At 73.0% G+C, this 26,742-nt stretch carries 22 protein-coding genes and 2 pseudogenes; 8 read left to right on the top strand and 16 right to left on the bottom strand.

What is annotated here, in order from left to right; translation table 11 throughout:
• Positions 1–9: 9 nt before the first annotated feature.
• Both ABS735_RS09505 and ABS735_RS09500 read right to left on the bottom strand, forming a co-directional pair.
• On the bottom strand, positions 10–978 hold the full coding sequence (locus tag ABS735_RS09505; RefSeq protein WP_373906528.1) for a DNA polymerase Y family protein: 969 nt from the start codon (positions 976–978) through the stop codon (positions 10–12).
• Positions 975–4,538, bottom strand: coding sequence for a DNA polymerase III subunit alpha (locus ABS735_RS09500; RefSeq protein WP_373906529.1), 3,564 nt, complete (start codon positions 4,536–4,538; stop codon positions 975–977). Before ABS735_RS09500 ends, ABS735_RS09505 begins: the two co-directional genes overlap by 4 nt.
• Positions 4,539–4,701: 163 nt before the next feature.
• On the opposite strand from ABS735_RS09500, the gene ABS735_RS09495 reads away from it, so the two are divergent.
• Positions 4,702–5,769, top strand: a complete 1,068-nt coding sequence (locus ABS735_RS09495) for a DUF3533 domain-containing protein (RefSeq protein WP_373906530.1) — start codon at positions 4,702–4,704, stop codon at positions 5,767–5,769.
• A 164-nt stretch (positions 5,770–5,933) separates the two neighbouring features.
• On the opposite strand, the gene ABS735_RS09490 is transcribed toward ABS735_RS09495, so the two are convergent.
• From ABS735_RS09490 to ABS735_RS09475, 4 genes and pseudogenes are all read right to left on the bottom strand, one after another.
• The gene (locus tag ABS735_RS09490; protein ID WP_373906531.1) at positions 5,934–7,016 is read right to left on the bottom strand and encodes a S1 family peptidase; all 1,083 of its coding nucleotides are present in this window, start codon (positions 7,014–7,016) and stop codon (positions 5,934–5,936) included.
• Between the two features lie 312 nt (positions 7,017–7,328).
• Positions 7,329–8,237 carry a S1 family peptidase gene (locus tag ABS735_RS09485; RefSeq protein WP_373906532.1) on the bottom strand — a complete coding sequence of 303 codons (909 nt, stop codon included), beginning with the start codon at positions 8,235–8,237 and terminating at the stop codon, positions 7,329–7,331.
• A gap of 214 nt (positions 8,238–8,451) precedes the next feature.
• Positions 8,452–8,994 (bottom strand): annotated as a pseudogene (locus tag ABS735_RS09480) (DUF1684 domain-containing protein); the annotation flags it as partial.
• Positions 8,995–9,041: 47 nt separating this feature from the next.
• Positions 9,042–10,235 carry a DUF5685 family protein gene (locus tag ABS735_RS09475; RefSeq protein WP_373906533.1) on the bottom strand — a complete coding sequence of 398 codons (1,194 nt, stop codon included), beginning with the start codon at positions 10,233–10,235 and terminating at the stop codon, positions 9,042–9,044.
• 289 nt (positions 10,236–10,524) lie between these two features.
• On the opposite strand from ABS735_RS09475, the gene ABS735_RS09470 reads away from it, so the two are divergent.
• Positions 10,525–10,965, top strand: a complete 441-nt coding sequence (locus ABS735_RS09470; RefSeq protein ID WP_007447969.1) for a cell division protein SepF — start codon at positions 10,525–10,527, stop codon at positions 10,963–10,965.
• Positions 10,966–11,022: 57 nt separating this feature from the next.
• On the opposite strand, the gene ABS735_RS09465 is transcribed toward ABS735_RS09470, so the two are convergent.
• Together ABS735_RS09465 and ABS735_RS09460 are read right to left on the bottom strand one after the other, a co-directional pair.
• Entirely contained in the window at positions 11,023–12,216 is a 1,194-nt protein-coding gene (locus ABS735_RS09465; RefSeq protein ID WP_373906534.1) for an acyl-CoA dehydrogenase family protein, read from the bottom strand.
• 444 nt (positions 12,217–12,660) lie between these two features.
• Entirely contained in the window at positions 12,661–14,259 is a 1,599-nt protein-coding gene (locus ABS735_RS09460) for an MFS transporter (protein WP_373906535.1), read from the bottom strand.
• 259 nt (positions 14,260–14,518) lie between these two features.
• Here ABS735_RS09460 and ABS735_RS09455 point away from each other — a divergent pair, with 259 nt between their 5' ends.
• Together ABS735_RS09455 and ABS735_RS09450 are read left to right on the top strand one after the other, a co-directional pair.
• Positions 14,519–15,700, top strand: a complete 1,182-nt coding sequence (locus ABS735_RS09455) for a glycosyltransferase family 39 protein (protein ID WP_373906536.1) — start codon at positions 14,519–14,521, stop codon at positions 15,698–15,700.
• Between the two features lie 251 nt (positions 15,701–15,951).
• Positions 15,952–16,971: a phosphatase PAP2 family protein gene (locus ABS735_RS09450; RefSeq protein ID WP_373906537.1), complete on the top strand. Its 1,020-nt coding sequence runs from the start codon at positions 15,952–15,954 to the stop codon at positions 16,969–16,971.
• A gap of 18 nt (positions 16,972–16,989) precedes the next feature.
• On the opposite strand, the gene ABS735_RS09445 is transcribed toward ABS735_RS09450, so the two are convergent.
• Positions 16,990–17,205, bottom strand: a complete 216-nt coding sequence (locus ABS735_RS09445; RefSeq protein WP_054103246.1) for an I78 family peptidase inhibitor — start codon at positions 17,203–17,205, stop codon at positions 16,990–16,992.
• A gap of 368 nt (positions 17,206–17,573) precedes the next feature.
• Positions 17,574–18,407: a hypothetical protein gene (locus tag ABS735_RS09440; RefSeq protein WP_373906538.1), complete on the bottom strand. Its 834-nt coding sequence runs from the start codon at positions 18,405–18,407 to the stop codon at positions 17,574–17,576.
• A gap of 408 nt (positions 18,408–18,815) precedes the next feature.
• On the opposite strand from ABS735_RS09440, the gene ABS735_RS09435 reads away from it, so the two are divergent.
• Positions 18,816–19,613 carry a hypothetical protein gene (locus tag ABS735_RS09435; protein WP_356365455.1) on the top strand — a complete coding sequence of 266 codons (798 nt, stop codon included), beginning with the start codon at positions 18,816–18,818 and terminating at the stop codon, positions 19,611–19,613.
• Positions 19,614–19,686: 73 nt separating this feature from the next.
• A complete protein-coding gene (locus ABS735_RS09430; RefSeq protein ID WP_102931335.1) occupies positions 19,687–19,980 on the top strand; it encodes a hypothetical protein in 294 nt (97 codons plus the stop codon).
• A 66-nt stretch (positions 19,981–20,046) separates the two neighbouring features.
• On the opposite strand, the gene der is transcribed toward ABS735_RS09430, so the two are convergent.
• The 5 genes from der to aroH form a co-directional block, all read right to left on the bottom strand.
• Positions 20,047–21,525, bottom strand: coding sequence for a ribosome biogenesis GTPase Der (gene der / locus ABS735_RS09425; RefSeq protein WP_373906539.1), 1,479 nt, complete (start codon positions 21,523–21,525; stop codon positions 20,047–20,049).
• 74 nt (positions 21,526–21,599) lie between these two features.
• Entirely contained in the window at positions 21,600–22,262 is a 663-nt protein-coding gene (locus tag ABS735_RS09420; protein WP_373906540.1) for a lysophospholipid acyltransferase family protein, read from the bottom strand.
• A complete protein-coding gene (cmk, locus tag ABS735_RS09415) occupies positions 22,259–22,954 on the bottom strand; it encodes a (d)CMP kinase (RefSeq protein ID WP_133887902.1) in 696 nt (231 codons plus the stop codon). The genes ABS735_RS09420 and cmk overlap by 4 nt, the downstream gene beginning before the upstream one ends.
• A 306-nt stretch (positions 22,955–23,260) precedes the next feature.
• The gene (locus ABS735_RS09410; RefSeq protein ID WP_373906541.1) at positions 23,261–24,346 is read right to left on the bottom strand and encodes a prephenate dehydrogenase; all 1,086 of its coding nucleotides are present in this window, start codon (positions 24,344–24,346) and stop codon (positions 23,261–23,263) included.
• Complete coding sequence (gene aroH / locus ABS735_RS09405) at positions 24,343–24,705, bottom strand: chorismate mutase (RefSeq protein ID WP_076973660.1); 363 nt, start codon at positions 24,703–24,705, stop codon at positions 24,343–24,345. Before aroH ends, ABS735_RS09410 begins: the two co-directional genes overlap by 4 nt.
• Before the next feature lie 143 nt (positions 24,706–24,848).
• Between aroH and ABS735_RS09400 the strand changes: the two genes are divergently transcribed.
• A complete protein-coding gene (locus ABS735_RS09400) occupies positions 24,849–25,250 on the top strand; it encodes a Rieske (2Fe-2S) protein (protein WP_373906542.1) in 402 nt (133 codons plus the stop codon).
• A 22-nt stretch (positions 25,251–25,272) separates the two neighbouring features.
• Positions 25,273–26,062, top strand: a pseudogene (locus tag ABS735_RS09395) (nucleotidyltransferase domain-containing protein).
• Here ABS735_RS09395 and ABS735_RS09390 read toward each other — a convergent pair.
• Complete coding sequence (locus tag ABS735_RS09390) at positions 25,988–26,740, bottom strand: nucleotidyltransferase domain-containing protein (RefSeq protein WP_373906581.1); 753 nt, start codon at positions 26,738–26,740, stop codon at positions 25,988–25,990. The pseudogene ABS735_RS09395 and the gene ABS735_RS09390 sit on opposite strands and share 75 nt — an antisense overlap.
• Positions 26,741–26,742 lie beyond the last annotated feature (2 nt).

Below are 26,742 nucleotides of genomic sequence, written 5' to 3'. Positions count from 1 at the left end.
TACGGGGCCCTATGCCGCCAGCGACCCCGGCATCACCGCCCGCGGCCCGAACTTCGCCCGCGCGCGGTCCGCGACCTCCTCGATCCGGCGGACCTTCTCGTCCACGGGGTCGAAGGTGAGCTGGTGGGAGGCCTGTTCGGCGGGCGTGAGCCCCTCGGCGCGCAGGGCGACGGAGCGGACCCGGGCGCGCTGGAGGCCGAGCGCCTCGTACAGGTCGTACGCGGCCCGGGTCAGCGCCGCCGAGTGCGCGGTCGGCTCCTTCAGGGTGCGGCTGCGGGTGGTGGCCGACCGGTCGGCGTAGCGGACGGTGAGGGTCAGGGTGCGGCAGACCTTGTCCACGGCGCGCAGCCGGGCGCCCAGTTCCCCGGCGGCCGAGAGCAGGGCGCGGCGGTGCCGGTCGGGGTCGAGTTCGTCGCGGTCGAAGGGGCGGTCGGCGGCCAGCGACCGGGAGACACCGTTGGGGCCGACCCGGCCGCGGTCGACGCCGTTCGCCCTCTCGCGCAGCTCGCGGCCGGTCTTCGCGCCGACCAGGCGCTGGAGCGTGGACAGCGGTGCGGCGGCGACCCGGCCGAGGGTGTCGAGGCCGTACTCGCACAGGGTGCGGGCGGTCGCGGTGCCGACGCCGGGCAGCGCTGCGACGGGTTTGCCGGCGAGGAACTCCCGCTCCTCGCCCTCGGGCACCGCGCGGGTCAGTCCCGGCCGGGCGTCGCGCAGCGCCATGCGGGCCAGCATCGTGCCCGGTCCGGCGCCGATCACGCAGTCGACGCCGTACCGCGCGAGGGCGCGGACGCGGATCACCGAGGCCAGTTCCACGGCGTCGCGCCCGAAGTACCGCTCGGCACCGCGCAGGTCGGCCAGCGCGCCGTCGGGCGGCAGCGCCTCGACGACCGGCGTGAACTCCTCAAGGAGACCGAGCAGTTCGGGCAGGGCCGCCTCGTACATCGGCGGCAGCTGGAAACGTACGCAGAGAATCGTCATCCCGCACTCCCCGGACTCTGGTGCCACAACTTCCTTCCGACCGCGGGCCCTTCGCCCGCGGGGCGCAGATCGGCCCAGGGGTGCATCTCGTACCCCGTGGACATGCGGATCTTCCGCTGCTCCATCGGGTCCTGGGCCGCGGAACCCGTCGGTGCCGGCTGCCCGTCCGAACCGGCGAGGCGGCGGCGCGCCGGGCCGCCTTCGGGGTCGTCGCCCCCGGTCCCGTCCACTCCTTGTGTCCCGCCCGTTCCGGCCAGCCGGGCCGCGACGCCCTCCAGCCCCTCCTCCCGGCGCACCTCCAGCAGGTCGGCGAGGTTCCAGGCGGCGGAGCCGACCACGCTGAGGCTGCGCGGGCCGCGCCGCTGCACCACCCCGCGCACCAGCAGCAGCCAGGAGTGGAAGACGGTGTGCGCGCAGGTGTCGTGGGAGTCGTCGAAGAAGGCGAGGTCGACCAGGCCGGAGCCGTCGTCGAGGGTGGAGAAGATGACGCGGCGGCCGGAACGGATCGGCGGTGTCTGGGTGGCCGCCTTGGCGCCCGCGACCAGCACCGTCTCCCCGTGCCGCGCCTCGCGCAGCCGCTTGGCCGACACCACGCCCAGCTCGCGCAGGAAGGTGCGGTGGTCGTCCATCAGGTTGCGCGAGGCGTCCATGGACAGCACGCCGAGTTCGGCGCTGAGCTTCTCCGCCGAGGTGAGGTCGGGCAGCCCGGCGGAGGCGGTCTTGCGGCCGCCGGCCAGGGGGAGTTGGTCGCCGCGCCCGCCCCGGGCGCCGCGGTGCAGTTCGGTCAGGTGCAGTTGCAGGTCGCGGCGGTTGGCGCCGAACGCGTCCAGCGCGCCGACCTGGGCGAGCCGTCCGGCCAGCGGCCTGCTGGGGCGGGCCCGTTCCCAGAAGTCGAGCAGGGAGGCGTAGGGCTGCCCCTCGGCGATCCGTTCCGCCTCGGCCTCGCTGATGCCGTGCACGTCGGAGAGGGCGAGGCGCAGTCCCCACGCGGCGGGCTTCCGCGCACGCGACGCATGCGATTCAGACACCAGTTCGATCCTGTGTGCGACCCCGGACTTGTTCACGTCCAACGGCAGGATCGGCACCCCGCGCCGCCGCGCGTCCGCCAGCAGCAGCCGCTTGGGGTACATGCCGGGGTCGTGGGTGAGCAGTCCGGCGTAGAAGGCGGCCGGGTGGTGGGCCTTCAGCCAGGCCGACTGGTACGTCGGCACCGCGAAGGCGACCGCGTGCGCCTTGCAGAAGCCGTAACTGCCGAAGGCCTCGACGATCTCCCAGGTCCGCTGAATCGTTTCCGCGTCGTAGCCGTTCGCCGTCGCGTGCTGGGCGAACCACACCTTGATCCGCCCCTGCGACTCCGGGTCGGAAAGGCCGCGCCGCACCCGGTCCGCCTCGCCGCGTCCACAGCCGGTCATGATGTCGACGATGTCGATGATCTGCTCGTGGAAGACGACGACCCCGTACGTCCCCTCCAGCGGCTCCGCCAGGTCCTCGTGCGGATAGCGCACCGGCGCCCGTCCGTGCCGGGCCTCGATGAACGGCCGCACCATGTCGGCGGCGACCGGCCCCGGCCGGAAGAGCGAGATGTCGACCACGAGGTCGTGGAAGGTGGCCGGCTGGAGCCGCCCCACCAGGTCCCGCTGGCCCGGCGACTCGATCTGGAAGCAGCCCAGCGTCTCGGCGGACCGGATCATCCGGTACGTCGCCGGGTCACCCTCCGGTACGGCGTCCAGGTCGACCTCGGCGCCCGTGGCCCGCTTCACCTCGGCGACCGCGTGCGCCATCGCCGACTGCATCCGCACCCCGAGCACGTCCAGCTTGAGCAGCCCGAGGTCCTCCACGTCGTCCTTGTCGAACTGCGCCATCGGGAAGCCCTCGCCGCTGGTCGGCATGACCGGCGTACGGGAGAGCAGGGAGGCGTCGGACAGGAGGACGCCGCAGGGGTGCATGGCGACACCGCGCGGGAGGGCGTCGAGGCCCTCGACCAGCTCCCAGAGCTTGCCGTACCGCTCCCGCTCCCCCGCCAGCGCTTTGAGTTCGGGCAGTTCCTCCAGCGCCGCGCGGGCGTCGCGGGCGCGGATGTGCGGGAAGGACTTGGCGACGCGGTCGATCTCGGCCGGGTCCATGGACAGGGCGGCGCCGACGTCGCGAATGGCATGGCGCACCCGGTACGTCTCCGGCATGGCGACCGTGGCGACCCGCTCGGTGCCGAACCGCCCGATGATCGCGCGGTAGACCTCCAGCCGGCGCGCGGACTCCACGTCGATGTCGATGTCGGGCAGTACCACCCGTTCCTTGGACAGGAACCGCTCCATCAGCAGCCCGTGCTCGACCGGGTCGGCGTGCGCGATGCCGAGCAGGTGGTTGACGAGCGAGCCCGCACCGGAGCCGCGCGCGGCGACCCGGATGCCCATGTGCCGTACGTCGTCCACCACCTGGGCGACGGTGAGGAAGTACGAGGCGAAGCCGTGGTGGGCGATGATGTCCAGCTCGTGGTGCATCCGCTCCCAGTACTCCCGGTGACCCGGCCGCCGGTCGTAGCCGCGCCGCACCATGCCCGCCACCGCCCGGGAGGCGAGCGCCCGCTGGGCGGTGCGGCGGCCGGCGCCCACCAGGTGCGGCTCGGGGAAGTGGACGGCGCCCATGCCGAGGTCGTCCTCGGGGTCGACCAGGCACTCGGCGGCGGTGGCCCGCGTCTGCTCCAGCAGGCGGTGGGCGGTGTCGCGCCGGAAGCCCGCGGACTCGACGATCCGCTCGGCGGCGTGCCGCATGGCACCGGCGTCCTTGAGCCAGGCCTCGCCGGAGTCCAGTTCCTTGCCGGCGCCGATCGGGACGAGGCGGCGGGCGGCGTCCAGGACGTCGGCGACCTCGCCCTGGCCGGGGTCGGCGTAGCGGACGGCGTTGGAGAGCACCGGCCGGACGCCCTGCTCGGCGGCGAAGCCGACGGTGCGGGAGGCCAGCCGCAGGGAGCCTGGACCGGTGCCCTTGCGGCCGTGCCAGACGGCCTCCAGGCGCAGGGCGTCGCCGTAGACCTCCCGCCAGGGGGCGAGGAGCCGTGCCGCGCGGTCGGGGCGGCCGGCGGCGAGGGCGCGGCCGACGTCGGAGTCGGGGCCGAGCAGGACGGTCAGGCCGTCGGCGTGGTTGTCGGGCCAGGACAGCAGCGGGGTGCCCTCGGCCGTGTGGGCGGCGGAGACGAGGCGGCACAGGTCGGCCCAGCCGCGGGCGCCGTCGCGGGCGAGGAAGGTCACCCGCGGGGCCGACTCGTCGACGAAGGCGCCGCCGCGCACGGGGGCACGGCGCCGGTCCCGGCGTACGGAGGTGTCCGTGCGTTCCGCCTCGGGCTCGGGGGCGGCCACCGCCAGCTCCGCGCCGAACAGGGGGCGGACGCCCGCCCCGGCGCAGGCCTTGGCGAAGCGGACCGTGCCCGCGAGGGTGTCGCGGTCGGTGAGGGCGAGGGCGTCCATGCCCCGCTCGAAGGCGCGCTCGGCCAGCCGCTCCGGGTGGGAGGCGCCGTAGCGGGCGGAGAACCCGGAGACGGTGTGCAGATGCGTGAAACCCGGCACACGCACCTCCCGACTCATGAACCCGACGCATGACCGAACGCCATTATCGAACGTCTGTTCCCAGCTACCTCACCCACCATACCCCCATCCTCGAATATGTGTACGACATCCGTTCGGCCCCGTCCCACCTGCACAAACGCCCCCCGACCCGGACTGTGGGGACATGTCGCACACACCGGGCCCCCGCACGCGCGGCAGCGGCTCCTTCCTCGGTGAGGTGAAGGACGCCGTCACTCCGCGGGCCACCCTGCTCGTGCTCGGCGTGATCGCGCTCCAGCTGCTGTTCATCGCCTCCTACGTGGGGGCACTGCACGACCCGAGACCGAAGGACGTGCCCTTCGGGGTGGTCGCGCCCGGCGCGGCCGCCGGACAGACGGTGGACCGGCTGGAGCGGCTGCCCGGCTCCCCGCTGGACCCGCGCACGGTGACTGACGAGGCGGACGCCCGGCGGCAGATCATGAACCGGGAGATCGACGGCGCCCTGATCGTGAACCCCGACGGCAGTCAGGACACCCTGCTGGTCGCCTCCGGCGGCGGCACCGTCCTCGCCACCACCCTGGAGGGCATCGCCGGCAAGGCGGAGCAGGCCGAGAGGCGCACGGTACGGGTCGTCGACGTGGCCCCGGCCTCGCGCCACGACTTCGACGGGCTGTCGTCCTTCTACCTGGTCGTGGGCTGGTGCGTCGGCGGCTATCTGTGCGCCTCGATCCTGGCGATCAGCACCGGCGCCCGGCCGGCCAACCCGCGCCGGGCGGCGATCCGGCTGATCGTGATGGCGCTGGTCGCGATCGTCGGCGGGCTCGGCGGCGCGGTGGTCATCGGGCCGATCCTGGGCGCGCTGCCCGGCGGCGTGCTGGACCTGTGGGGGCTCGGCGCGCTGATCACCTTCGCGGTGGGCGCCGCCACGCTCGCCCTCCAGGGCGTCTTCGGGATCGTCGGCATCGGTCTGGCGATCCTGCTGGTGGTGATCGCGGGCAATCCGAGCGCGGGCGGCGCCTTCCCGCTGCCGCTGCTGCCGCCGTTCTGGAAGGCGATCGGCCCGGCGCTGCCACCGGGCGCCGGCACCTGGGCGGCCCGCTCGATCGCCTACTTCAAGGGGAACGACGTGACCGCGTCCCTGCTGGTGCTGTGGGCGTGGGCGGTCGCGGGGACCGTGATCACGATGCTGGCGGCCGTGCTGCCGCGCCGTGGGCGGCAGGAGGCGGAACTGCCGCCCACGGCGGCCGGCTGACCGCAGCACCCGCACGAAGCCCCGGACGTACCCGGACGTACCCGGACGCACGCTGACGCACGCGGACGCACGCGGACGCACGCGGACGCACGCGGAAGTCCCGCCCCTCGCGCGCGGGACGGGACTTCACAGGTGTGCGGATACTGCTCAGCCGGTCTGCAGGCTCAGCCGATCTGCGTACCGGTGGCCGACAGGGCCTCCGTCACCGGCTGGAAGAAGGTCTCGCCGCCCGAGGTGCAGTCGCCGCTGCCGCCGGAGGTGAGGCCGATGGCCTTGTCGCCCGAGAAGAGCGAGCCGCCGCTGTCGCCGGGCTCGGCGCAGACGTCGGTCTGGATCAGGCCGTTGACGATGTCGCCGTTGCCGTAGTTCACGGTGGCGTCCAGGCCGGTGACCGTGCCGTCGTGCACCTGGGTGGTGGAACCGCTGCGGGTCACCTGCATGCCGACGGTGGCCTCGGCGGCGCCCGAGATGGCCTGCGAGGAACCGTTGTAGAGGTTCACCTCGCTCGGGTGGTCCACGTCGGCGGTGTACTTGACCAGGCCGTAGTCGTTGTCCGGGAAGCTGGACGCCTCGTTCTCGCCGATGACGTTCCCGGAGGAGTCCGACCAGCTCGAGATGGACTCGGTGCAGTGGCCGGCGGTGATGAAGTACGGCTCGCCGCCCTTGGTCACGTTGAAGCCGAGCGAGCAGCGCCCGCCGCCTCCGGTGATGGCGTCGCCGCCCGCGACGAAGGGCTTGTACTCGCCCTTGGTCCGCTTGAGCTCGGCCTTGGCGCCCAGTCCGTCGACGACCTTGGTCAGCTTGGCCAGCTCGGCCTTGGAGACCGTGCGGTCGGCGGTGACGACGACCTTGTTGGTGGTCGGGTCGGTCGCCCAGGAGGTGCCCGGGATGGTCGCGTCCTCGGTGAGGGTGGTGCGCGCGCTCTTCAGGTCGGCGAGCGAGTTCTCGACGATTCTCGCCTTGGCGCCGGCCTCCTCGACGGTCTGCGCGGCACTCTGGTCGAGCACGTTGACGACGAGGCTCTTGGCCTGCGCGTCGTAGTACGTGCCCGCGGCGTCGGTGCCGAGATCGCCGATCAGCGTGGAGGCGAGCTTTCCGGCCGCCGTGACCGACAGGGTCTCGGGTGCGGCGGTCTTCGGGGCCTCGCTGGCGTTCGCGCTCTGGAAGGTGACTCCCGCGGCGACCAGTGCGGTGATTCCCGCACCTACCACGGCGGCCCGCCGCCTGGGTATGCGTCGGTGCTTCAACTCACGTCCTCCTGTGGGGGGTCGGTCCGGAGGTTGTGGGGACCCCGCGGACCGGAAGGCTGGTTGACGAGCGTTAACTCTCCCGATTCCACAGGCCGCACACAAGGCCGACATCAGGACGTGCGCACGACAACTCCAGCGTGGTCACACGGCCTTCACCATTCATGCCCCTTCCCGCAGGATTCGCGCGACGAGCGCACCGGCCGACGCCGCGGCGAACGCGGAAGAGCCCCCGCACACCGTCACCGCGGTGTGCGGGGGCTCGTCGCGCTGCCGGCTGCGCTCGATACGTGAGACTGACGGACCGACGGACTAGTAGACGCTGACGCCGTAGGCGCTCAGGGCCTCCGTCACCGGCTGGAAGAAGGTCGTACCGCCGGAGGAGCAGTTGCCGCTGCCGCCGGAGGTCAGACCGTACGCGGTGCCGTTGCTGCCGTAGAGCGGGCCGCCGGAGTCGCCGGGCTCGGCGCAGACCGTGGTCTGGATCAGGCCGGAGACGATGTCGCCGCCGCCGTAGTTGACGGTGGCGTTCAGGGCGGTGACCCGGCCGCTGTGGGTGCCGGTGGTGGAGCCGTCACGGATGACGGTGGTGCCCACGCTCGGGGTGGCCGCGCGGGTGATGTCCACGCCGCCCGCGGTGCCGGGCTTGGCGACCGAGGTGTTGGTGTACCGGACGATGCCGTAGTCGTTGCCCGGGAAGCTGGAGCCGGCCGTCGAGCCGAGCACGGTCGAGTGCCCGGAGTTGGACCACCAGGTGCCGGCGCCGTCGGTGCAGTGACCGGCGGTCAGGAAGTACTCGGCGCCGCTGCTGGTGCGGACGTTGAAGCCGAGGGAGCAGCGCCAGCTGCTCGCGTAGATGGCGTCACCGCCCTGGATGAGCTTGTTGAACGTGCCGGGGGTGCGCTTGATCGTGAGCGCGCCGGCCTTGTCGCCGGCCTGCTCCTTGATCTTCGCGATCTCGGCCTGGGAGACGGTGCTGTCGGCGGTGACGAGCACCCGGCCGGTCTTGCCGTCGACGGCCCAGGCGGTGCCGGGGACGTCGGCCTGGAGCACCGCGCCGCTGGCACTGCTCAGCTCGGCGGCGCTGAAGGTGGCCGGGGTGGGTGCCGCGTTCGCGCTGGGGATCGCTACGGCGGCCGCGGCCACGAGGCCGGTGGATACGGCGATCAGCCGAGTCCGTCTCGTGATGCCGCTACGGGGGGTGGTGCGCTTGATCCTCACTTTTCGTTCCTCCACAGGGGAAGTCGGGGGCCCCTCTTGTGGGGTTGGGGGCCCGTGAGGCGCAGCCAGGGGTGGACCTCCGGGTTCCGGATGCGTCGTGCCCCTGACAAGCGCTGAGGTTGGAGTATTCGGCCGAACGACCGGTCGGCGCAAGAGTGCCTTTCGGCCGTCAAGCTTTGAACCACTTCTGCCCCTCGCCAACACCGCGGGTTCTCAGCGCAGTTCCGAGCGCCGGCCCGCGCTCCCGGCCGTCCGCGTTCGGCACCCCGCACACTGCGCCGCCCGGCCTCGTACGGGGTGAAGCGTCCCGGCACCGACCAGCGCGGGTCGTACGGCGTGGCCGCGATGGCGCGGAACGTGCGCCGTGCGGGGGCGCCCGGACCGAAGTCACGGACGCCCCCCAGGCCCTCGCGAGCCAGGACGACCAGCCGCCGCTCGCCGCAGGCCACCCGGGCCGCGCTCACCGGCCCGGGTCGGCCGTGAGCCGCACCTCGCCGTCCAGGGGCCGCCCGTCCACGGCGAGCCCGTCCGCTCCGGCGGCCGTCAGCAGCACCGCGTCGCCGGCCGTCGTCCATCGCGCGGGGATGTCCGGAAGTCGCCCGTCCGGATGCTCCTCCAGCCAGTGCGTGCCGGCGAGGGCGAGCGGCCCGTAGGGCGCCGAGACCGTGGTGACGCGCCGCTCGTGCCACCGTCTCCACGCGCCGTGCACGTCATCGGGTGCGTCGCCCGGTGCGTCGTCGGGGGCGTCCGTCGTCATGGCTCGCCCCTTCCACACGGGGCCGGCCGACGGAGCCTGACGGGGCTTCAGCAGCTGCAGCCGCAGTCGCAGCCGTCGCAACCGCACCCGTCGTCCCCACAGCAGTTGCCGCAGCAGTCGCAGCAGTCGCAGCAGTTTCCGCAGTCGCAGTTGGAGCAGAGTCCTTCCCTGCGCTGACCGCTCCACGGGTCGTGGAACGTGCCGCAGCACATCTGGCACGTGCAGGCCAGCCCGAGCCATACGGCGCACCCGGCGAGCAGCCCGCGCCGGTCACGGCGCGGCGGCTCCGGGGGCATCGGCCCACCGGGGCCGCCTGGCGTACCGGGGGCGCCCGGGGTGCTGCCGGGAGGGGCGTACGGATGGCTGCCGTGGGCGCACGAGACGGTGCCGAACGCGCGGTCCACGGAATTGCCCAGCTCGTGCACGAGCAGCCGGTGCACCAGCCGCCCGTCGGTGAACTCGGCCTCCCGCAGGGCCAGCCGCACCCCGTGCACGGCGTCGTCCGCGAGCCGCCGGGCCTCGGTGAGCGGCGTCCCGGTCGCGGCGAGCGGGTTCCAGGCGCCGGACGCGGCGTCGGCCTCCCGGTCCTCCACGGCGTCCAGGAGGTGGGCGAGCCGGCCGAAGAGCCGTCCGGCCTCGGCGAGCGGCGCGGCGTTGTGCGGCCGCCCGGCGAGGTGCGCGGTGTGCGCGAAGGCGGCGGCGGTCGCGGTCTCGGTCGGCTCGGTGACGGTGAGCAGGGGCGTTCCGGGCCCGGCGAGGGCCTCGATGCCGCCCTGCCGGTCCACGGCGTCGACCAGCACGGCGGTGTCGAAGCCGACGGCGCTGCCGCCGCGCGCGCCGGCCGCGTCCCAGCCGCCGGCGATCCGGCGGGCGGCGAGCGCCACCGGCCGGCGGGCCAGCAGGCCGTCCCCGTCGGCGACATGGTCGCGCACCTTGGCCGAGGCCAGCACCAGGGAGACGGCCGCCGCGAGCCGGGCGCCCTCACCGTGCGCGACGGACGCGGTGCGCATCCCGCGCAGCGGGCAGGGCCCGGCGGTGCGCCGCCCGGCGCCCGCACCGCCCCGCTCGGCCTGAGCCTCCGTCAAAACCGATATGAGCAGCCCGTCATAGTTCGTCACGATCCGCGCGAACTGTCCGTGGTCCTTGCGCAGCGCGAGGCACAACCCGCACAAATGAGCCATCCACTGGCTCGTGAGGCTCTCTCCGAGCCGGTGCCTGCACGGCCTGACGATTCCGAACACGACGCTCCCCCGTGGTTGGTACGACGCTGAGCTGCGGCATCGTACCGACCGCCGCGTTCACCCGTACGCGCCCTCCCTCACCCGTGTGCCGGGAAGAATCATATTTCACTCACAGTCAGCATCCGTTTGGGAAACGACCCTTGGGACACAAGGACTCTCGACGGATCCGCTGTGCACCAGTACCGTCACAAACCCCCCGCGCGGCGTCTATCCACTTGGCGCGACGTCCGCATCATGGATGACCATAGGGATGCGGAAGCACGAAAGACCGCTGTGAGAGGAGGCGTCCATGGGATCGGTACGCAAGGCGAGTGCGTGGCTCGGCCTCGTCGACGACAACGATGACGAGCGTTACTACGACGACGACTACTCCGAGGGCACCGAGCAGCCCGGGGACGCCTGGGTCACGGACCCGCGGGTGAAGGTGGCCTCGGACGTGGCCGAGGAGAAGGGCCGCCGCATCGCGACGGTCACCCCGGACAGCTTCCGGGACGCACGGGCCATCGGTGAACTGTTCCGGGACGGTGTCCCGGTCATCGTGAACCTGACGGCCATGGAGGGCACCGACGCCAAGCGCGTCGTCGACTTCGCGGCCGGACTCATCTTCGGCCTGCGCGGTTCGATCGAGCGGGTGTCCACCCGGGTGTTCCTGCTGAGCCCGGCCGACACCCAGGTCATCAGCGGCGAGCCCGCCGCGCACCGTTCCGACGGTTTCTTCAACCAGAGCTGAGGCGGGGCCGCACACCACGGCCCCGCCCCCCGCCGGACCCCTGCCGGTGCAGGATTCCTACCGGAAGGCGTCGAGTCCGGTGAGCGCCTTGCCCAGCACCAGCTGGTGCATCTCGACGGTGCCCTCGTAGGTGAGCACCGATTCCAGGTTCGTCGCGTGCCGCATCACGGGGTATTCGAGCGAGATCCCGTTGGCGCCGAGGATCGTGCGGGCCGTACGGCAGATGTCGATGGCCTCGCGGACGTTGTTGAGCTTGCCGAAGCTGACCTGCTCGGGACGCAGGCGGCCGGCGTCCATGCGCCGCCCGAGGTGGTGGGCGAGCAGAATCCCCTTGTGCAGTTCGACCGCCATGTCGGCGAGCTTGGCCTGGGTGAGCTGGAAGCCTCCGATGGCCCGCCCGAACTGCTCCCGCGACTTCGCGTACTCCACGGCCGCCTCGAAGGAGCTGCGGGCCGCGCCCATCGAACCCCAGACGATGCCGTAACGGGCGTGCGAGAGACAGCTGAGCGGCCCGCGCAGCCCGGTCACCTCCGGCAGTACGGCGCCGGCGGGCAGCCGTACGTCGTCGAGGACGAGCTCACTGGTGACGGACGCCCGCAGGGACCACTTGTGCTTGATCTCGGGCGCGGAGAATCCGGCGCTGTCGGTCGGCACGACGAACCCGCGGATGCCCTCCTCGGTCTGCGCCCAGACGACGGCGACGCCGGCCACCGAGCCGTTGGTGATCCACATCTTGCGCCCGTTGAGCACCCAGTCCCCGCCCGCGTCCCGCTTGGCGTGGGTGCGCATGTTGGCGGGGTCGGAGCCGTGGTCGGGCTCGGTCAGTCCGAAACACCCGATGACCTCACCGCCGGCCATGCGCGGCAGCCAGGTCTGCTTCTGCTCCTCGCTGCCGAAGCGGTGGATGGCGTACATGGCGAGGGAACCCTGCACGGAGACCAGCGAGCGGATGCCGGAGTCGGCCGCCTCCAGCTCCAGACAGGCCAGCCCGTACTGGACGGCGCTCGCACCGGCGCACCCGTAGCCCTCGAGGGACATGCCGAGCGCGCCGATGGAGCCGAGTTCGCGCGCGAGCTCACGGATGCCGGGCAGCTCGCCCTTCTCGTACCAGTCCGCGATGTGCGGCAGTACGCGGTCCGCGGCCCAGCCCCGCACGGTGTCCCGGATCGCCAGGTCCTCCGGCTCGAGCAGGTCGTCGATGCCGAGGGGGTCGGCGGGATCGAACGCGGGCAACTTGGGGGACGCGGCCATGGGACACCCTCCGGGGACTATAAAACTAGCGGCGCTAGTTACGGCTCTCATGCCGACGTTACGATGCGGTGCTCCGCACGTCCACCATGCCCGTCCCCGTCCACGCACCACCCGTTCACCGCCGGGAACAAGGCGGACGTCGCCCGCGGGGGTGATTCGCCGTCGGCGGCTTGTGGTGGGGAGGCGGCGGCGGCCCGCGGCGGGGGCGAGCGGTGCGGCGCCGCACGGTGCGCGGTGGCGCAACCGGCGAGGCGGCGCCGACAGGTGCGCCGCGCCCGCAACGGCACGGGTCGCGCTCAGGTCCGTGGCGGCCCGCAGCGGCACGGCTCGCGACCAGGTCCGTGGCGGGCCCGCAGCCGCCGACGCTCCTCAGCCACCCACGGGCGACGTCCACCCCTTGGCCGACGGTGAACGGTCCGTGCGTGGGTGGGAGAACCACGACGGTCACACCGACACGCGGGACTCCACCGGTCCCCGGGGCGCAGGCACGGAGATCTCCTCGCACTGCATCACCCGCGGCAACCGCAACGCCATCACCGCCCCCAGCAGCAGCAAAACCGCACTCACCGCCAACGTCACATGCAGCCCGTGCACGAACGCATCCCCCGCGGCCCGCCGCAGCGCGACCCCCGCAGGCCCCCCGAGCTGCGCGGCAACCTCGTACGCCTCCCCCAGCGAATGCCCCGCCGCCACCGACGCCGACGACGGGACCCCCGGCACGCCGCCCGTCAGCCCGGGCGCGTACGCCGCGTTCATCACGCTGCCCAGCAGGGCGATGCCGATCCCGGCACCCAGCTGGTACGAGGTCTCGCCGATCGCCGCCGCCCCGCCCGACTGCTCCTGCGGCGCCTCGCTCAGCATCGACTCGTACGCCCCGAACAGCGTCGTCTCCAGACCGAAGCCGAGCAGGACGAACCCGGTCAGCAGCAGCGCACAGTTGTCGGCCCGGCCCATCGCCGTCAGCAGCACCACCGCGAAGGCGGTCAGACAGAACCCCGCGCACACCGTCCGCCGCGGCCCGAAGCGCCGCAGCAGCCGCGCCCCCGCAAGGCCCGCCGCCATCGCCGCGAAGGTCAGCGGCAGCAGCCGCAGCCCGGTCTCCAGCGGCGACAGCCCGAGCACCAGTTGCAGGTACTGCGCCGCGATCAGCTCGAGCCCCACCAGCGCCAGCATGGCCAGCACGATGCACCCGACCGAGGTACTGAATGCCGGCCGCCGGAACATCGCGAGATCCACCAGCGGATACGCACGCCGCCGCTGCCGGCGCACGAACCCCGCCAGCAGCGCCGCGCCCAGCACCAGCGGCAGCAGGGTGAGCAGGCTCGCCACCGGCTCCCCGCCGCCGAGCCGCTTCACGCCCAGCACGACGCCGAACAGTCCGGCCGCCGCCATCAGCGCGCCGACCACGTCCCAGGGCCCGCGGCCGTCGCCCTTCGACTCGGGCAGCAGCAGCCGCCCCACCGGCAGGCTGACCAGCATCAGCGGGATGTTGACGAGGAAGACCGAGCCCCACCAGAAGTGCTCAAGGAGGAAGCCGCCGAGCAGCGGCCCGACCGCCGCGCCGACCGCGGCCACGGCGCTCCAGATGCCGATGGCCAGCGCCCGTTCCCGCCGGTCGGGGAAGACCTGCCGCAGGATCGACAGCGTCGCCGGCATGATCATGGCGCCGCCGACGCCGAGCAGCGCGCGGGCCGCGATCAGCACCAGGGCACCCTCGGCGAGCGCCGCGAGCGCGGAGGCGACCCCGAAGAGGGCGTAGCCGAGCAGGAGGATCCGTCTGCGGCCCACCCGGTCGCCCAGCGTGCCGAAGAGGATCAGCAGCGAGGCGCAGACGAGCGGATAGACGTCGACGATCCAGAGCAGTTCGATGGCGCCGGGCGTGAGGTCCTCGGTGACGGCGGGGACCGCCACGTGCAGCACGGTGGCGTCGACGGCGACGAGCAGCAGGCTGACGCAGAGGACGACCAGGACCACCCAGCGGTTGGCACCGGCCCCGGCCGCCCGACGGCGCGGCGCGGCGGCAGCCGTGGTCGTCCCGGACATGTACGTACCTCCAAGATGTTCCCTCGCGTCCGGCGGGCCGTGGGGTGGGGACTCCCCTGCGGCTCGGCCGGAGAGGAGCGGGGGGCTCCGGGCCGTGCAACGGAACGCGAGTGACTCGTCAGGTTACGCGAGACCGGGCATCGCACACGTGGCGGGCCTCACACATCCCGCGTCACCCGTGTGGCGTGCGCCACTGCGACCACCGTTCCGTCCGCCCCGGCGGGACGGTGACCCTCGCGCCCGGCAGATAATCGAGCCTGTGACCGATCTTGAAACGCGTACCGCGGGCCGCCCCGGCGCCTCGGGTCCGCCCGGTGCCCTGCGCCGGGCCGCCCCGGCGCTCCTCGGCTACGCGGCCGTACGCGCCCTGGGCCTGCTCGCCCTGGCCCTGTGGAGCGCCGCGCGCGACAAGAGCGCGTACACGCTGCTGACGGCCCGCTGGGACTCCCTCTGGTACACCAGGGTCGCCGACCTCGGGTACGGCTACGAGGTGCGGCTGCCGAACGGCGACGTGCACTCCAACCTGGCCTTCTTCCCGCTGCTGCCCTGGCTGGAGCGGCTCGGCGCGGCCGTCTCCCCGCTGTCGTACGCGGACGCGGGCTTCGTCGTGAGCCTCCTCGCCTCGCTCGCCGCGGCCTGGGGGATCTTCGCGGTGGCGGACCACGTGTACGGCCCCCGCGCGGGCGTCTGCGCGGCGCTGCTGTGGGCCGTGCTGCCGATCGGGGTCGTGCAGTCGATGGCGTACAGCGAGTCCCTGTTCACGGCGCTGGCCGCCTGGTCGCTGTACGCGGTGCTGACGGGGCGCTGGGTGACGGCGGGGACGCTGGCCGCGCTGGCCGGGCTGACCCGCCCGGTGGGGCTCGCGGTGGCGGCGGCGGTGTGGGTGGCCGCGATCACGGCATACGTGCGAGGCCGGGGCGAGGGCGGTACGGACGGCGCCGGCGGCGCGCGGCGCCTGCTCGGCATGCTGCTCGCACCCCTGGGCGCCGCCGGTTACGTCCTGTGGGTCGGCCACCGCACCGGCAAGGGCCCGCTCGGCTATCTCGACGTGCAGGCAGGCTGGCGCAACGGCTTCGACGGGGGCGTGGCCTTCGCCCGTTTCGTCGCCGGGAAGTTCACGTCGTTCCCGGGGGCCCTGGCGGGCGTCGGGCTGATCGTCGTGGTCGCGCTGCTGGTGTGGCTGTACGTGGTGTGCGTACGGCAGCGCCAGCCGCTCCCGCTGCTGGTGTACGCGGGGATCGTCACCGTGCTCGCCCTGTGCGCGTCGAGCTACTTCGGTTCGAAGCCCCGGCTGCTGCTGCCCGCGTTCCCGCTGCTGTTCCCCCCGGCCCTGGGCCTGGCCCGGCTGCGCACCGCCAGGTCGGTGCCGGTCGTGTGCGGTGTCGCGGTGGCGTCCGCGGTGTACGGGGCGTTCTGGCTCAACGGCTCGGGCCCGCCCTGACCGGCGGGGCCGGGACGGCGGGGCCGCCCGATGACCGCCGGGACAATTCCGTACCAGCATTCGGTGAACGAATTCATAAGCACGGCAAAACCGCCGACCGGGCAGATCAAAGGAATTGGAGTCCGCAGCCGGACCGGATTGCGGATTACCCGGAAATAGGGCGCCTCCTGAGAGGAATCCCACATCACATCGTCATCACAAAGCCGTTGATTCGTCAGGGATCACTCCTCACTCGCTGTAACGTCGATTGGGTGCGTACCGAACGGAAGGCCACCCGACTGGACCGGGTGTTCGCGAGACTGGACCGGGAGCCGGAACGACCGGCGCTCCTGGACGCGCCGGAGATGTCCCGGCACAGGTTCGCGCTGTTCGCCGGAACCCTCGCGTTCTACATCGCGATCGTGTGGGCCGTAGTGATCACCTCGTGGCTGGTCCGGCTCGACTGGCAGGTCATGTTCTTCCGGCCCTACCAGCAGTGGCCCGAGATCCACGCGTTCGTGGACTACTACGTGGTGCTCGGCCAGCGCGGCCCCACCGCGGTGATGGTCGCGGCCTGGCTCGGCTGGCGCTCCTGGCGGCAGCACACCCTGCGTCCGCTGCTGGCGCTCGGTGTCTCACTGCTCCTGCTGAACGTCACGGTCGGCGCCGCCAAGTACGGCATGGGCCGGCTCGGACCCCACTACGCGACCACGATCGGCGCCAACGAGATGTGGCTCGGCGGCGATATATTTCCGAGCGGTCACACCGCTAACGCCGTCGTGACCTGGGGCATCCTCGCCTACCTGGCCTCGACGCACCGTGCCCGGCGCTGGCTGTCCGCGCTGTCCGCGGTCACCTCGCTCGGGGTGGGCATGTCCACCGTCTACCTCGGTACGCACTGGCTCAGCGACGTGCTCCTCGGCTGGGTGGCGGGGCTGCTGATCCTGCTGGCGCTCCCCTGGTTCGAGCCGCTGATCACCCGCGCGGAGGCGTGGATCCTCGGCCTGCGCGACCGCTGGTACGCCTCTCGCGGCCGCAGGAGGACGACACGGCGGCCGGTCGGCCCGCCCGTGGCCGTCACGCCGCCCGGCTCCGCCCGGCCGGAGGCACCGGCCCGCGAGCCGGTCGCCGCGCCCCTCCCCGACCGGGCCCCGGTACACCTGGCTCCCGGCCCGCACACGGCCCGCTCGGACCGTACGCCGGTGACCCCGGCCGGCAGCCGTCGGCCGCCGCACGCCGACCGCCACCCGCGCAGCTCCGCCCCGGCCGCACGCCCCCTGTCGGGCGGCTGACCGCGCCCAGGGCCGGTCCTAGCCCTTCCAGGCCCGGGAGACCCGGCCGTCCTTCACCTCGAAGTTGAGGCGGCCCACGCGGTACTCCATGGTGATGACCGTGCCCGGCGCCAGGGACCGCACCGTCGACCAGCCCCGCTCCCGCGCCAGCCGCTCGGCCGCGCCGGAATCGAGGCCGACGTAGGTGTCCGGACTGTCCTGGGGCTCGGCCGGGGGTGTCGGAATCGGTGCCATGCCGCCACGCTATGCCCTGCCCCGGGAGCGGGGAAGCCCCAGCCGGTAACACGGGTCACGGGTGCACCTACGGTCACATTTCTGTCACAGGATCATGATGCGCGTTTTGATGGAACGCGTTCACACGGACGGACGATTTTTCCCATGTTCCGCAGGCGTTCGACGTGAATTCCCGCGCGTCGCGGTACTCCGTCGAATAGACGAGCGGGAAAGCCACGCGGGACTCCCCGGCGACGCCTCGCATTTCGCACCCGAACACTCCCGGACGGACTTGCGGCACCCCCGCGGAAGGGCCGCGGATCGCTTACACGAATCGAACATCGGACACGCGGACAGCCCCGTCCCAGGGGGTCGGGCTTCCCGCGGCGTCAGGCGTCCAGCGGGGCGACGGCGAGCGACAGGTCGTTGTCCCGGGTGTAGTACGGCCCGGCCTCCACGGGGCCGTGCGGCGTCCGCACCCGCGCGCGGGGAAACGTGAAGACGGGGTTCTTGTCGGCGACGTCGTCCAGCAGCCGCGCGAGGCGCACCACCGGGCCGAAGTCACCGGCGGGCCGCAGCCACAGGTCCCAGACGCCCGGCGTCAGGCCGTCGTAGGGCACGGTGAAGGCGAACTCCGTCCGCTCGGCGGCGACGTCCAGCCGGCGCACGCCGTCGCCTGCGCCGCCCTCGCCGTCGCCGGGCCGGGCACGCAGCTCGGCGTCGGCCCCGGGCACGAGCCGGGTGCCGTACACCCGTCCGCGTACGGTCAGGCCGCCGCTCGCGAGGCGCAGGTCCACCGCCTCGGCGTGCGGGGCGCGCAGCCAGCTGCGGACGGTCAGGTTGCCCTGCCGGGTGGCGTACGGGATGCGGACGGCGACGTGGCCGAGCAGCCCGCTGGGAGTGCGCTCGGCGAGGGAGCGCAGATCGGTGACGCCGGGCACCAGGCGCCGCGGCTCGCCGTCGGACAGGCGGGCGTACGCGTCCCAGCGGCCCTCGGGCAGGGACACGCTGCTGGGCAGCGCGGCGCGCAGCCGGCCCTCCGCCGCCGGGGCCAGCGGCAGGCTGACCGTGTCCGAGGCGGCGTCGACGGCATCGCGGCGGCGCAGGACGAGCAGAGCCGCCCCGGCGTTTCCGCGCGCGGCGACGTCGAAGGTCAGACCGCCCGCGGAGTCACCGATGCAGTCGGCGCGCAGCGGGGCGGCCGGTGGGGCCGGCGGCGTCATGCGGTGCGGTTCCTCCCATGGGCTTCTCGTCGTCCGGTTAGACCCGGAACCCCGCCTTCTGGTTGTCCGTGTCCGATTGCGATGTGGTCACGAGCGAGGCGACGACTCGGCGACGACCATTTCCGGTCACCCTGTTCATTCGCTGATTTCATGATTTGTCGACTCACAGGCATGACGGAGAGGCCCGCTCCGTCCGCCCAACTTCTGCTCGCGTCAGCCCACTTGGGAGAACGGTGACGATCCCGGCCCGCCGAAGATCGCGCACCTCTCATGGTTCGATTCCGTTGGCCATGGGGCGTGACTCCCGCCACTGATCGCCCGTTGTCTTTGCATGAGCCGGGACCCGCCCGGACCACGGCCCGGGAGCCACCCGGTCCGGCCACGCACCGCATCCCGAGGGAGCCACCCGTGCCGCGCATGCTCGACGTCAGCGACGACGTACGCGCCGAGATCGGCGACGAAGAAGCCGACCGCCTGCTGGCCGGGGAGTCCGCCCCGGGCAGCTACGACTGCACGTCCTGCCGCACCCCGGGCGACTGTGAGCAGGAGCGCACCAGCACCGTCCTGTTCATCGGGGACGAGACCGCCGTGCTGGCCTTCGCCCACGCCGGCTGCCTGCCCTCGCAGGTCGTCAAGGTCACCGAGGAGCAGCTGCAGGGGGCGGTGCGCTCCATCAGCGCCGACCAGGCCCGTTCCGAGCCCGCTCCCGCCGCCCCCGAGAAGGCCGCGCCCGAGCAGGCCGTGCTCGGTGTGACCAGCGGACTGATCCTCATCGCCGGAGAGCTGCACCCGGCCCTCGTGGTGGAGCCGACCGCTCCCATCGCGCGGCCCGGCACGGCCGGCGCCGGCGACGACTTCCTGCCGCTGCTGATCGAGCAGGGCTTCATGCCGGTCACCGAGCTGGCGTCCGCACCGGCCGTGCTGCACGGCTGGTCGGTGCTGCTCGCGATGGGCCAGCTGCACGCGGTGCTCCAGCCCGGGACGAACGGCGGCCGACCGGTGGCCTGGTGGCAGGCGCACCAGCCGCTCCAGGTCACCGAGGGCTGGCGCACGGCGGCCAACAAGCACCAGCAGGTGCTGATGTTCGCGGCGCCCGTCGGGTCGATCGGCCGGCAGCCGCGCGAGGACCTGCTGCGGGACGCGCTGGACAAGGCGGCGGCGAACGGACAGCTGGTCGCGGCCGCGCTGCCGCTGGCGGGAACCTGAGCCCGTATCCGCGGCTGCCGGACGGCCGTCACCTGGGCCGCATCCCTTCCAGCGCGGGGTCGTTTGGACATACGTGTACGCATACGACGCCTTCCACCGCCACGGCGGCCCCTCGGCCACGCCGATCTACGACGCGCTCTACGCCGAGTACGTCAGGTCCTTCCGATCGCTGCCCGGCGATCGCAGCGGTGAGGAGGAGCTGGGATTCACGGCCTTCCGGAGCATCCCGCGCGGCAGAAGCGCCTACAGCGCCTACAGCGCGGGGGCCCAGAGCGCCCGCGTCGGCCAGCAGTCGGTGTGGCAGCGCGTCGGCGGCACGCACCACGTCCCGGCCGCGCTGCCGCCGGCCCCGCGGTCCGGCACCTGACCGCCGGACCACATGTGGGAGAGGGCGCCCCCGGCCGGGGGCGCCCTCTCCCACATGTGTACGTTCCTACTTCTTCTTCGCGCCGCGCTTCTCGCGCACCCGCACGGAGATGTGGATCGGCGTTCCCTCGAAGCCGAACTCCTCGCGCAGCCGGCGCTCGATGAAGCGCCGGTAGCCCGCCTCGATGAAGCCGGAGGCGAAGAGCACGAACCGCGGGGGCCTGGTGCCCGCCTGCGTGCCGAAGAGGATGCGCGGCTGCTTGCCGCCCCGCACCGGGTGCGGGTGGGCGGCGACCAGCTCACCGAGGAAGGCGTTCAGCCGGCCCGTCGGGACGCGGGTCTCCCAGCCGGCCAGGGCGGTCTCGATCGCGGGGACCAGCTTCTCCATGTGCCGGCCGGTCTGCGCCGAGACGTTGACCCGCGGGGCCCACGCCACCTGGCCCAGCTCGGTCTCGATCTCCCGCTCCAGGTAGTAGCGGCGCTCCTCGTCGAGGGTGTCCCACTTGTTGTAGGCGACGACGATCGCGCGGCCCGCCTCGACGGCCATGGTGACGATCCGCTGGTCCTGGACCGAGATCGACTCGGAGGCGTCGATGAGGATGACGGCCACCTCCGCCTTCTCGACGGCGGCGGCGGTGCGCAGCGAGGCGTAGTAGTCGGCGCCCTGCTGGAGGTGGACGCGCTTGCGGATGCCCGCCGTGTCGACGAACTTCCAGGTGACGCCGCCCAGCTCGATCAGTTCGTCGACCGGGTCGCGGGTGGTGCCGGCCAGTTCGTTGACGACGACGCGCTCCTCGCCGGCCACCTTGTTCAGCAGCGAGGACTTGCCGACGTTGGGGCGGCCGATCAGGGCGATGCGGCGCGGACCGCCGACCGCGGTGCCGAAGGTCTGCGCCGGGGCCTCGGGCAGGGCCTCCAGGACCCGGTCCAGCATGTCGCCGGTGCCGCGGCCGTGCAGCGCGGAGACGGGGTGCGGCTCCCCCAGGCCCAGCGACCACAGGTAGGAGGCGTCGGCCTCGCCGCTCGGGCCGTCGACCTTGTTGGCGCACAGCACGACGGGCTTGCCCGCCTTGCGCAGCAGCCGGACGACCGCCTCGTCGGTGTCGGTGGCGCCGACCTTGGCGTCCACGACGAAGACCACCGCGTCGGCGGCCTCGATGGCGTACTCGGCCTGCGCGGCCACGGAGGCGTCGATGCCGAGGACGTCCTGCTCCCAGCCGCCGGTGTCGACGACCTTGAAGCGGCGGCCGGCCCACTCGGCCTCGTAGGTGACGCGGTCGCGGGTGACGCCGGGCTTGTCCTCGACGACGGCCTCGCGGCGGCCGATGATGCGATTCACGAGGGTCGACTTGCCGACGTTGGGGCGGCCGACGACGGCGAGGACGGGCAGCGGGCCGTGCCCGGCCTCCTCGATCGCGCCCTCGACCTCCTCGATGTCGAAGCCCTCTTCGGCGGCCAGCTCCATGAACTGCGTGTACTCGGCGTCGCCGAGCGCCCCGTGGTCGTGCTCCTCGCCCGAGCCCTCGGAGTGGATGTGGTCGTTCATGAAGTCCGTACCTCGTTCATCGTGGTGATCGGTGGAACACCCCTGTACCGGGTGATCCACTACTCAAGTGTCACTCAGCGCCCGGTGAGGCGCCTGGCGTTTTCCAGGTGCGCGGTGAGCTGCTTCTGGATGCGTTCGGTGGCCTCGTCCAGGGCCTTGCGGGTGCGCCGCCCGCTGCCGTCGCCCGCCTCGAAGGGGTCGCCGAAGACGACGTCCACGCGGGAACGCAGCGGGGGCAGCGCCTTTATCAACCGTCCGGGACGGTCCGTGCTTCCCAGCACCGCGACCGGGACGATCGGCGCGCCGCCGCGCACCGCGAAGTAGGCGAGCCCGGCGCGCAGCGAGGCGAAGTCGCCCTCGCCGCGGGTGCCCTCCGGGAAGATGCCCAGCACACCGCCGTCCGCCAGTACGCCGAGCGCCTGTCCTATGGCCGTGCGGTCGGTGGAGTGGCGGTCCACCTTCAGCTGGCCGATGCCGGTCAGGAACGTCCCGAGGGGGCCGATGAACGCTTCCTTCTTGATCAGGAAGTGCGTCGGCCGGGGTGCCACGCCCATGACCATCGGGCCGTCGATGTTGTGCGAGTGGTTGACGGCGTAGATCAGCGGGCCGGTGGCGGGCACTCGCCAGGCGCCGAGCACGCGCGGCTTCCACAGCCCGTACATCAGGCCGACGCCGATGCGCCGGCCGACCTCGGCGCCCTTCTCGGAGGGGACGGGCGCTGCGGAGGATGCGGTCACTTCCCCGCCCGCTTCTCCTCGACGAGGGTGACGACGCACTCGATGACCTGCGGGAGGGTCAGGGCGGTGGTGTCCACCTCGACCGCGTCGCCGGCCTTGGCCAGCGGGGAGGTCTTGCGGCTGGAGTCGGCCGCGTCCCGCTTGATCAGGGCCTCGCGGGTGGCGTTGACGTCGGCGCCCTTCAGCTCGCCGCTGCGGCGGGCGGCGCGGGCCTCCGCCGAGGCGGTGAGGAAGATCTTGAGGTCGGCGTCCGGCAGCACGGTGGTGCCGATGTCGCGGCCCTCGACGACGATGCCGAGCGGCGCGGCGGCGGCGATGGAGCGCTGCAGCTCGGTGATCCGGGCGCGGATCTCCGGCACGGCGCTGACCGCGCTGACCTTGGAGGTGACCTCCTGGGTGCGGATCGGGCCGGCCACGTCCACGCCGTCGACCGTGATGGTCGGGCCCGCCGGGTCGGTGCCGGAGACGATCTCGGGCTTGCCGGCCGCGGCGGCGACGGCGTGCGGGTCGTCGGTGTCGATGCCGTTGCTGACCATCCACCACGTGATCGCCCGGTACTGCGCACCGGTGTCCAGGTAGCTGAGGCCGAGCTGTGCGGCCACGGCCTTCGACGTGCTCGACTTGCCCGTGCCGGAGGGGCCGTCGATGGCGACAATCACGGCCGGGACGGTCGGGGCGGCGCCGTTTTCCACGAGGGGACACCTTCCTGGTGCGGTGCGGTGGGTGGTGTGTGGGACGCGAGCGCATCCCGGACAGGGCCTGTCTGATGATTCCCGCCGTCCGCCCGGAGGGCGGGCCCGGCGGCGTCTGGTGCGTGCGATCGCAAGGCGCCGGAGCGCCCTCGTGGCGGAGCCACGCGGGCGTTTCGGCAGCGCGGCGAGCGTGCGTGCCAGACGTCGCCGGGCAGGCGGGAATCATCAGACAGGTTCTAGGTTACCGGGCCCGCGGGACCCCTCTGACAGCCGTATGAACCTCGGACAGCTCTGTGCGACTCGCGATCACTGCCGGATCGCCCAGCCCCGTTCCTTGAGGGCCGCCGTGAGGACGGCGGCGGCCTTCGGTTCCACCATCAGCTGCACCAGGCCCGCCTGCTGCCCGGTGGCGTGCTCGATGCGTACGTCCTCGATGTTGACCCCGGCCCGTCCCGCGTCCGCGAAGATGCGGGCCAGCTGGCCGGGCTGGTCGTCGATGAGGACGGCCACCGTCTCGTAGGCCCGCGGGGCCGACCCGTGCTTGCCGGGGACGCGGACCTGTCCGGCGTTGCCGCGCCGCAGCACCTCGGCGATGCCGGTGCCGCCCTCGCGGCGCTTGTCCTCGTCGGAGGACTGCAGGGCGCGCAGGGCCCGTACCGTCTCCTCCAGGTCGCCGGCGACGTCGGTGAGCAGGTCGGCGACCGGCCCCGGGTTGGCGGAGAGGATGTCGATCCACATCCGGGGGTCGGAGGCGGCGATCCGGGTCACGTCGCGGATGCCCTGCCCGCACAGCCGTACGGCGGCCTCGTCGGCGTGCTCCAGGCGCGCGGCGACCATGCTGGAGACCAGGTGGGGCATGTGGGAGACGAGGGCCACGGCGCGGTCGTGGGCGTCCGCGTCCATCACCACGGGCACCGCGCGGCAGTGCGAGACCAGCTCCAGGGCGAGGTTCAGCACCTCGGTGTCGGTGTCCCGGGTCGGGGTCAGCACCCAGGGGCGGCCCTCGAAGAGGTCGGCGGTGGCGGCCAGCGGGCCGGACTTCTCCCGGCCGGACATGGGGTGCGTGCCGATGTACGCCGAGAGGTCGAGGCCGCGCGCCTCCAGCTCCCGCCGGGGGCCGCCCTTGACGCTGGCCACGTCGATGTAGCCGCGGGCGGCGCCGCGGGCCATGGCGTCGGCGAGCACGTCGGCCACCAGGGCGGGCGGGGCGGCGACGATCGCGAGGTCGACCGGTCCGTCCGGGGCCTCGTCGGTGCCGGCGCCGAGCGCGGCGGCGGTGCGGGCCTGCTCGGGGTCGTGGTCGGCGAGGTGGACGGTGACGCCCCGCGCGGTGAGGGCGAGGGCGGCGGAGGTGCCGATGAGGCCGGTGCCGATGACGAGTGCGGTTCTCACTGGGCGATGTCCTTGCGCAGGGCCGCGGCGGCGCCGAGGTAGACGTGGGCGATCTCGGCGCGGGGCCGGTCCGACTCGATGTGGGCGAGGACACGGACGACGCGGGGCATGGCGCCCTCGATGTCCAGCTCCTGGGCGCAGATCAGCGGCACGTCGGTGATGCCGAGCCCGCGGGCCGCGGCGGCCGGGAAGTCGCTGTGCAGATCGGGGGTGGCGGTGAACCACAGGCTGATCAGGTCGTCGACCGTCAGGCCGTTGCGCTCCATGAGGGCGGTCAGCAGGGCCGCGACCTGCTCGTCCATGTGCCCCGCCTCGTCCCGCTCCAGTTGGACGGCGCCCCGGACCGCTCGTACCGCCACGGCGATGCTCCTCGCTGATGTTGCTGACGCGTGTATCGGTTCTTGGTCCGTCCAGCCTAGTCAGCCCGCCGCGTACCCGTCCGCGGCGCCCGTCTCCTGAGACGCTGGCGGCGGCCCGAACCTCCCCTCCCCGGAGCTGCGACATGACCGAGACCCCGACCCGCCGTACGGTCCTCCTCTGCACGGGCGCGGGCGCGGCGGCGCTCTGCGTGGGCTGCGGAGGAGGAGGCGACGACGACTCCTCGGCCGCCTCGCCGGGGCAGGAGCTGGCGCGGACGGGCGACATCCCGGTCGCCGGCGGCAAGGTCCTCACCGACGAGAAGATCGTGGTGACCCAGCCGGAGCCGGGCGAGTTCAAGGCGTTCTCGGCGGTCTGCACCCACCAGGGCTGCATCGTCTCGGACGTGCGGGACGGCACCATCGACTGCGCCTGCCACGGCAGCAGGTTCGCCGTCGCCGACGGCTCGGTGGTGCGGGGTCCGGCCACGAAGCCGCTGCCCGGGAAGCGGATCACGGTGGAGGGAAATTCGGTCCGCCTGGCGTGAGCCGCCCGCGTACGCTCCCGCCATGCGCCCCGAGACGCCCGAGAGCCTGGTCCGCGACCACACGATCTACTCCTGTGTCATGGGCTCGCGGGCCTTCGGTCTGGCGACGGAGGACAGCGACACGGACCGCCGGGGGGTCTTCCTCGCTCCGACCGAGCTGTACTGGCGCTTCGAGAAGCCGCCGACGCACGTGGAGGGCCCCGCGGAGGAGCAGTTCAGCTGGGAGCTGGAGCGCTTCTGCGAGCTGGCCCTGCGCGCGAACCCGAACATCCTGGAGTGCCTGCACTCCCCGCTCGTGGAGTCCGTGAACGACACGGGCCGCGAACTGCTCGCCCTGCGCGAGGCGTTCCTCTCCCGCCGGGCCTACGAGACGTTCACCCTCCCCCACGCTCGGCTTCGCTCGCGCGGGCGGTGCCCCCATCGCGCACGGCCAGCGCCACAAGCTCGACGCCGACGTGCGCACCCACGGCACCCCGCGCTGGAAGCACGCGATGCACCTGCTGCGGCTGCTGACCAGCGCCCGCGACCTGCTCCGCACCGGCGCGCTGACGATCGACGTCGGCGAGGGGCGGGAGTCGCTGCTCGCGGTGAAACGCGGCGAGGTGCCCTGGCCCGAGGTGGAGGCACGGATGAACCGCCTGGCACGGGAGGGCGAGGAGGCGGCCTCGCGCAGCCCGCTGCCCGAGGAGCCGGACCGGCGCCGCGTCGAGGACTTCCTGGTCCGCACCCGCCGCGCCTCAGCGCTCCAGCCGGGTCCGTACGACGAACTCGTGCAGGGCGTCGTACGCGGTCGGGGCGTCGGGGAGCACTGACGCGGCCTGGGCCTCGTCCAGCGCGGCGTGCAGCCGCTCCACGTCGGCCCGCACGCGCGCGTGGTCGACGCCGGCGTCCCCGTGCTCGCGCTCGGCCTTGGCCGCGATCAGCTCCGGCAGGTAGGAGGGGGCGGCGTCCACCGCTGCGGCGAGGGCGGGCAGGTGGGGCTGCACCTCGCCGCAACGCATGAGGTGGATGCCGGTGAGGAGCACCCGGAAGGTGTACAGGAGCGGCTTCAGTTGGCCGGTCTTCTCGAACAGCCGCCACTGGGTCTGCGCGAATCCCCGGTAGTGGTGGGCGTGGTGACGGGTGAGGACGCCCGGCGCGAGGGCGGCCAGTTCCCGGTGCGCCCCGGTGGTGTGCACGACCAGCGGCGACAGCAGTTGCTCCAGCACGTAGCCGTTGCGGCGGAGCATCAGCCGGACGAACTTGCGCAGGTCGTGCGTGACCAGGTCCATCTCGACGCCGTCGCGGTCCCACATCCGCGACCGTGTCTCGTCCGGCTCGCGCAGCCCGACCAGGTCGGCGGCGGGCAGCAGGTGCACGCCGCGCAGGTCGACGTCGGAGTCCCGGGAGGGGAAGCCGTAGAGGTGGGCGCCGGAGACGGTGGCGAACAGCACCGGGAAGGGCTGTTCGGCCACCACCGGGGCCAGGTCGATGTCCAGGGCGTCGATCAGGC

Source organism: Streptomyces sp. MMCC 100, assembly GCF_041538145.2.
GTDB lineage: Bacteria > Actinomycetota > Actinomycetes > Streptomycetales > Streptomycetaceae > Streptomyces.
Note: the sequence above shows the minus strand (reverse complement) of the source record. Positions and strands in the feature narration are given on the sequence as shown.

Coding starts and splice junctions, on each gene's coding strand:
- ABS735_RS09505 (WP_373906528.1), bottom strand. CDS start 978: ATGACGATTCTCTGCGTACGTTTCCAGCTGCCGCCGATGTACGAGGCG.
- ABS735_RS09495 (WP_373906530.1), top strand. CDS start 4,702: ATGTCGCACACACCGGGCCCCCGCACGCGCGGCAGCGGCTCCTTCCTC.
- ABS735_RS09470 (WP_007447969.1), top strand. CDS start 10,525: ATGGGATCGGTACGCAAGGCGAGTGCGTGGCTCGGCCTCGTCGACGAC.
- ABS735_RS09465 (WP_373906534.1), bottom strand. CDS start 12,216: ATGGCCGCGTCCCCCAAGTTGCCCGCGTTCGATCCCGCCGACCCCCTC.
- ABS735_RS09460 (WP_373906535.1), bottom strand. CDS start 14,259: ATGTCCGGGACGACCACGGCTGCCGCCGCGCCGCGCCGTCGGGCGGCC.
- ABS735_RS09445 (WP_054103246.1), bottom strand. CDS start 17,205: ATGGCACCGATTCCGACACCCCCGGCCGAGCCCCAGGACAGTCCGGAC.
- ABS735_RS09440 (WP_373906538.1), bottom strand. CDS start 18,407: ATGACGCCGCCGGCCCCACCGGCCGCCCCGCTGCGCGCCGACTGCATC.
- der (WP_373906539.1), bottom strand. CDS start 21,525: ATGAACGACCACATCCACTCCGAGGGCTCGGGCGAGGAGCACGACCAC.
- ABS735_RS09400 (WP_373906542.1), top strand. CDS start 24,849: ATGACCGAGACCCCGACCCGCCGTACGGTCCTCCTCTGCACGGGCGCG.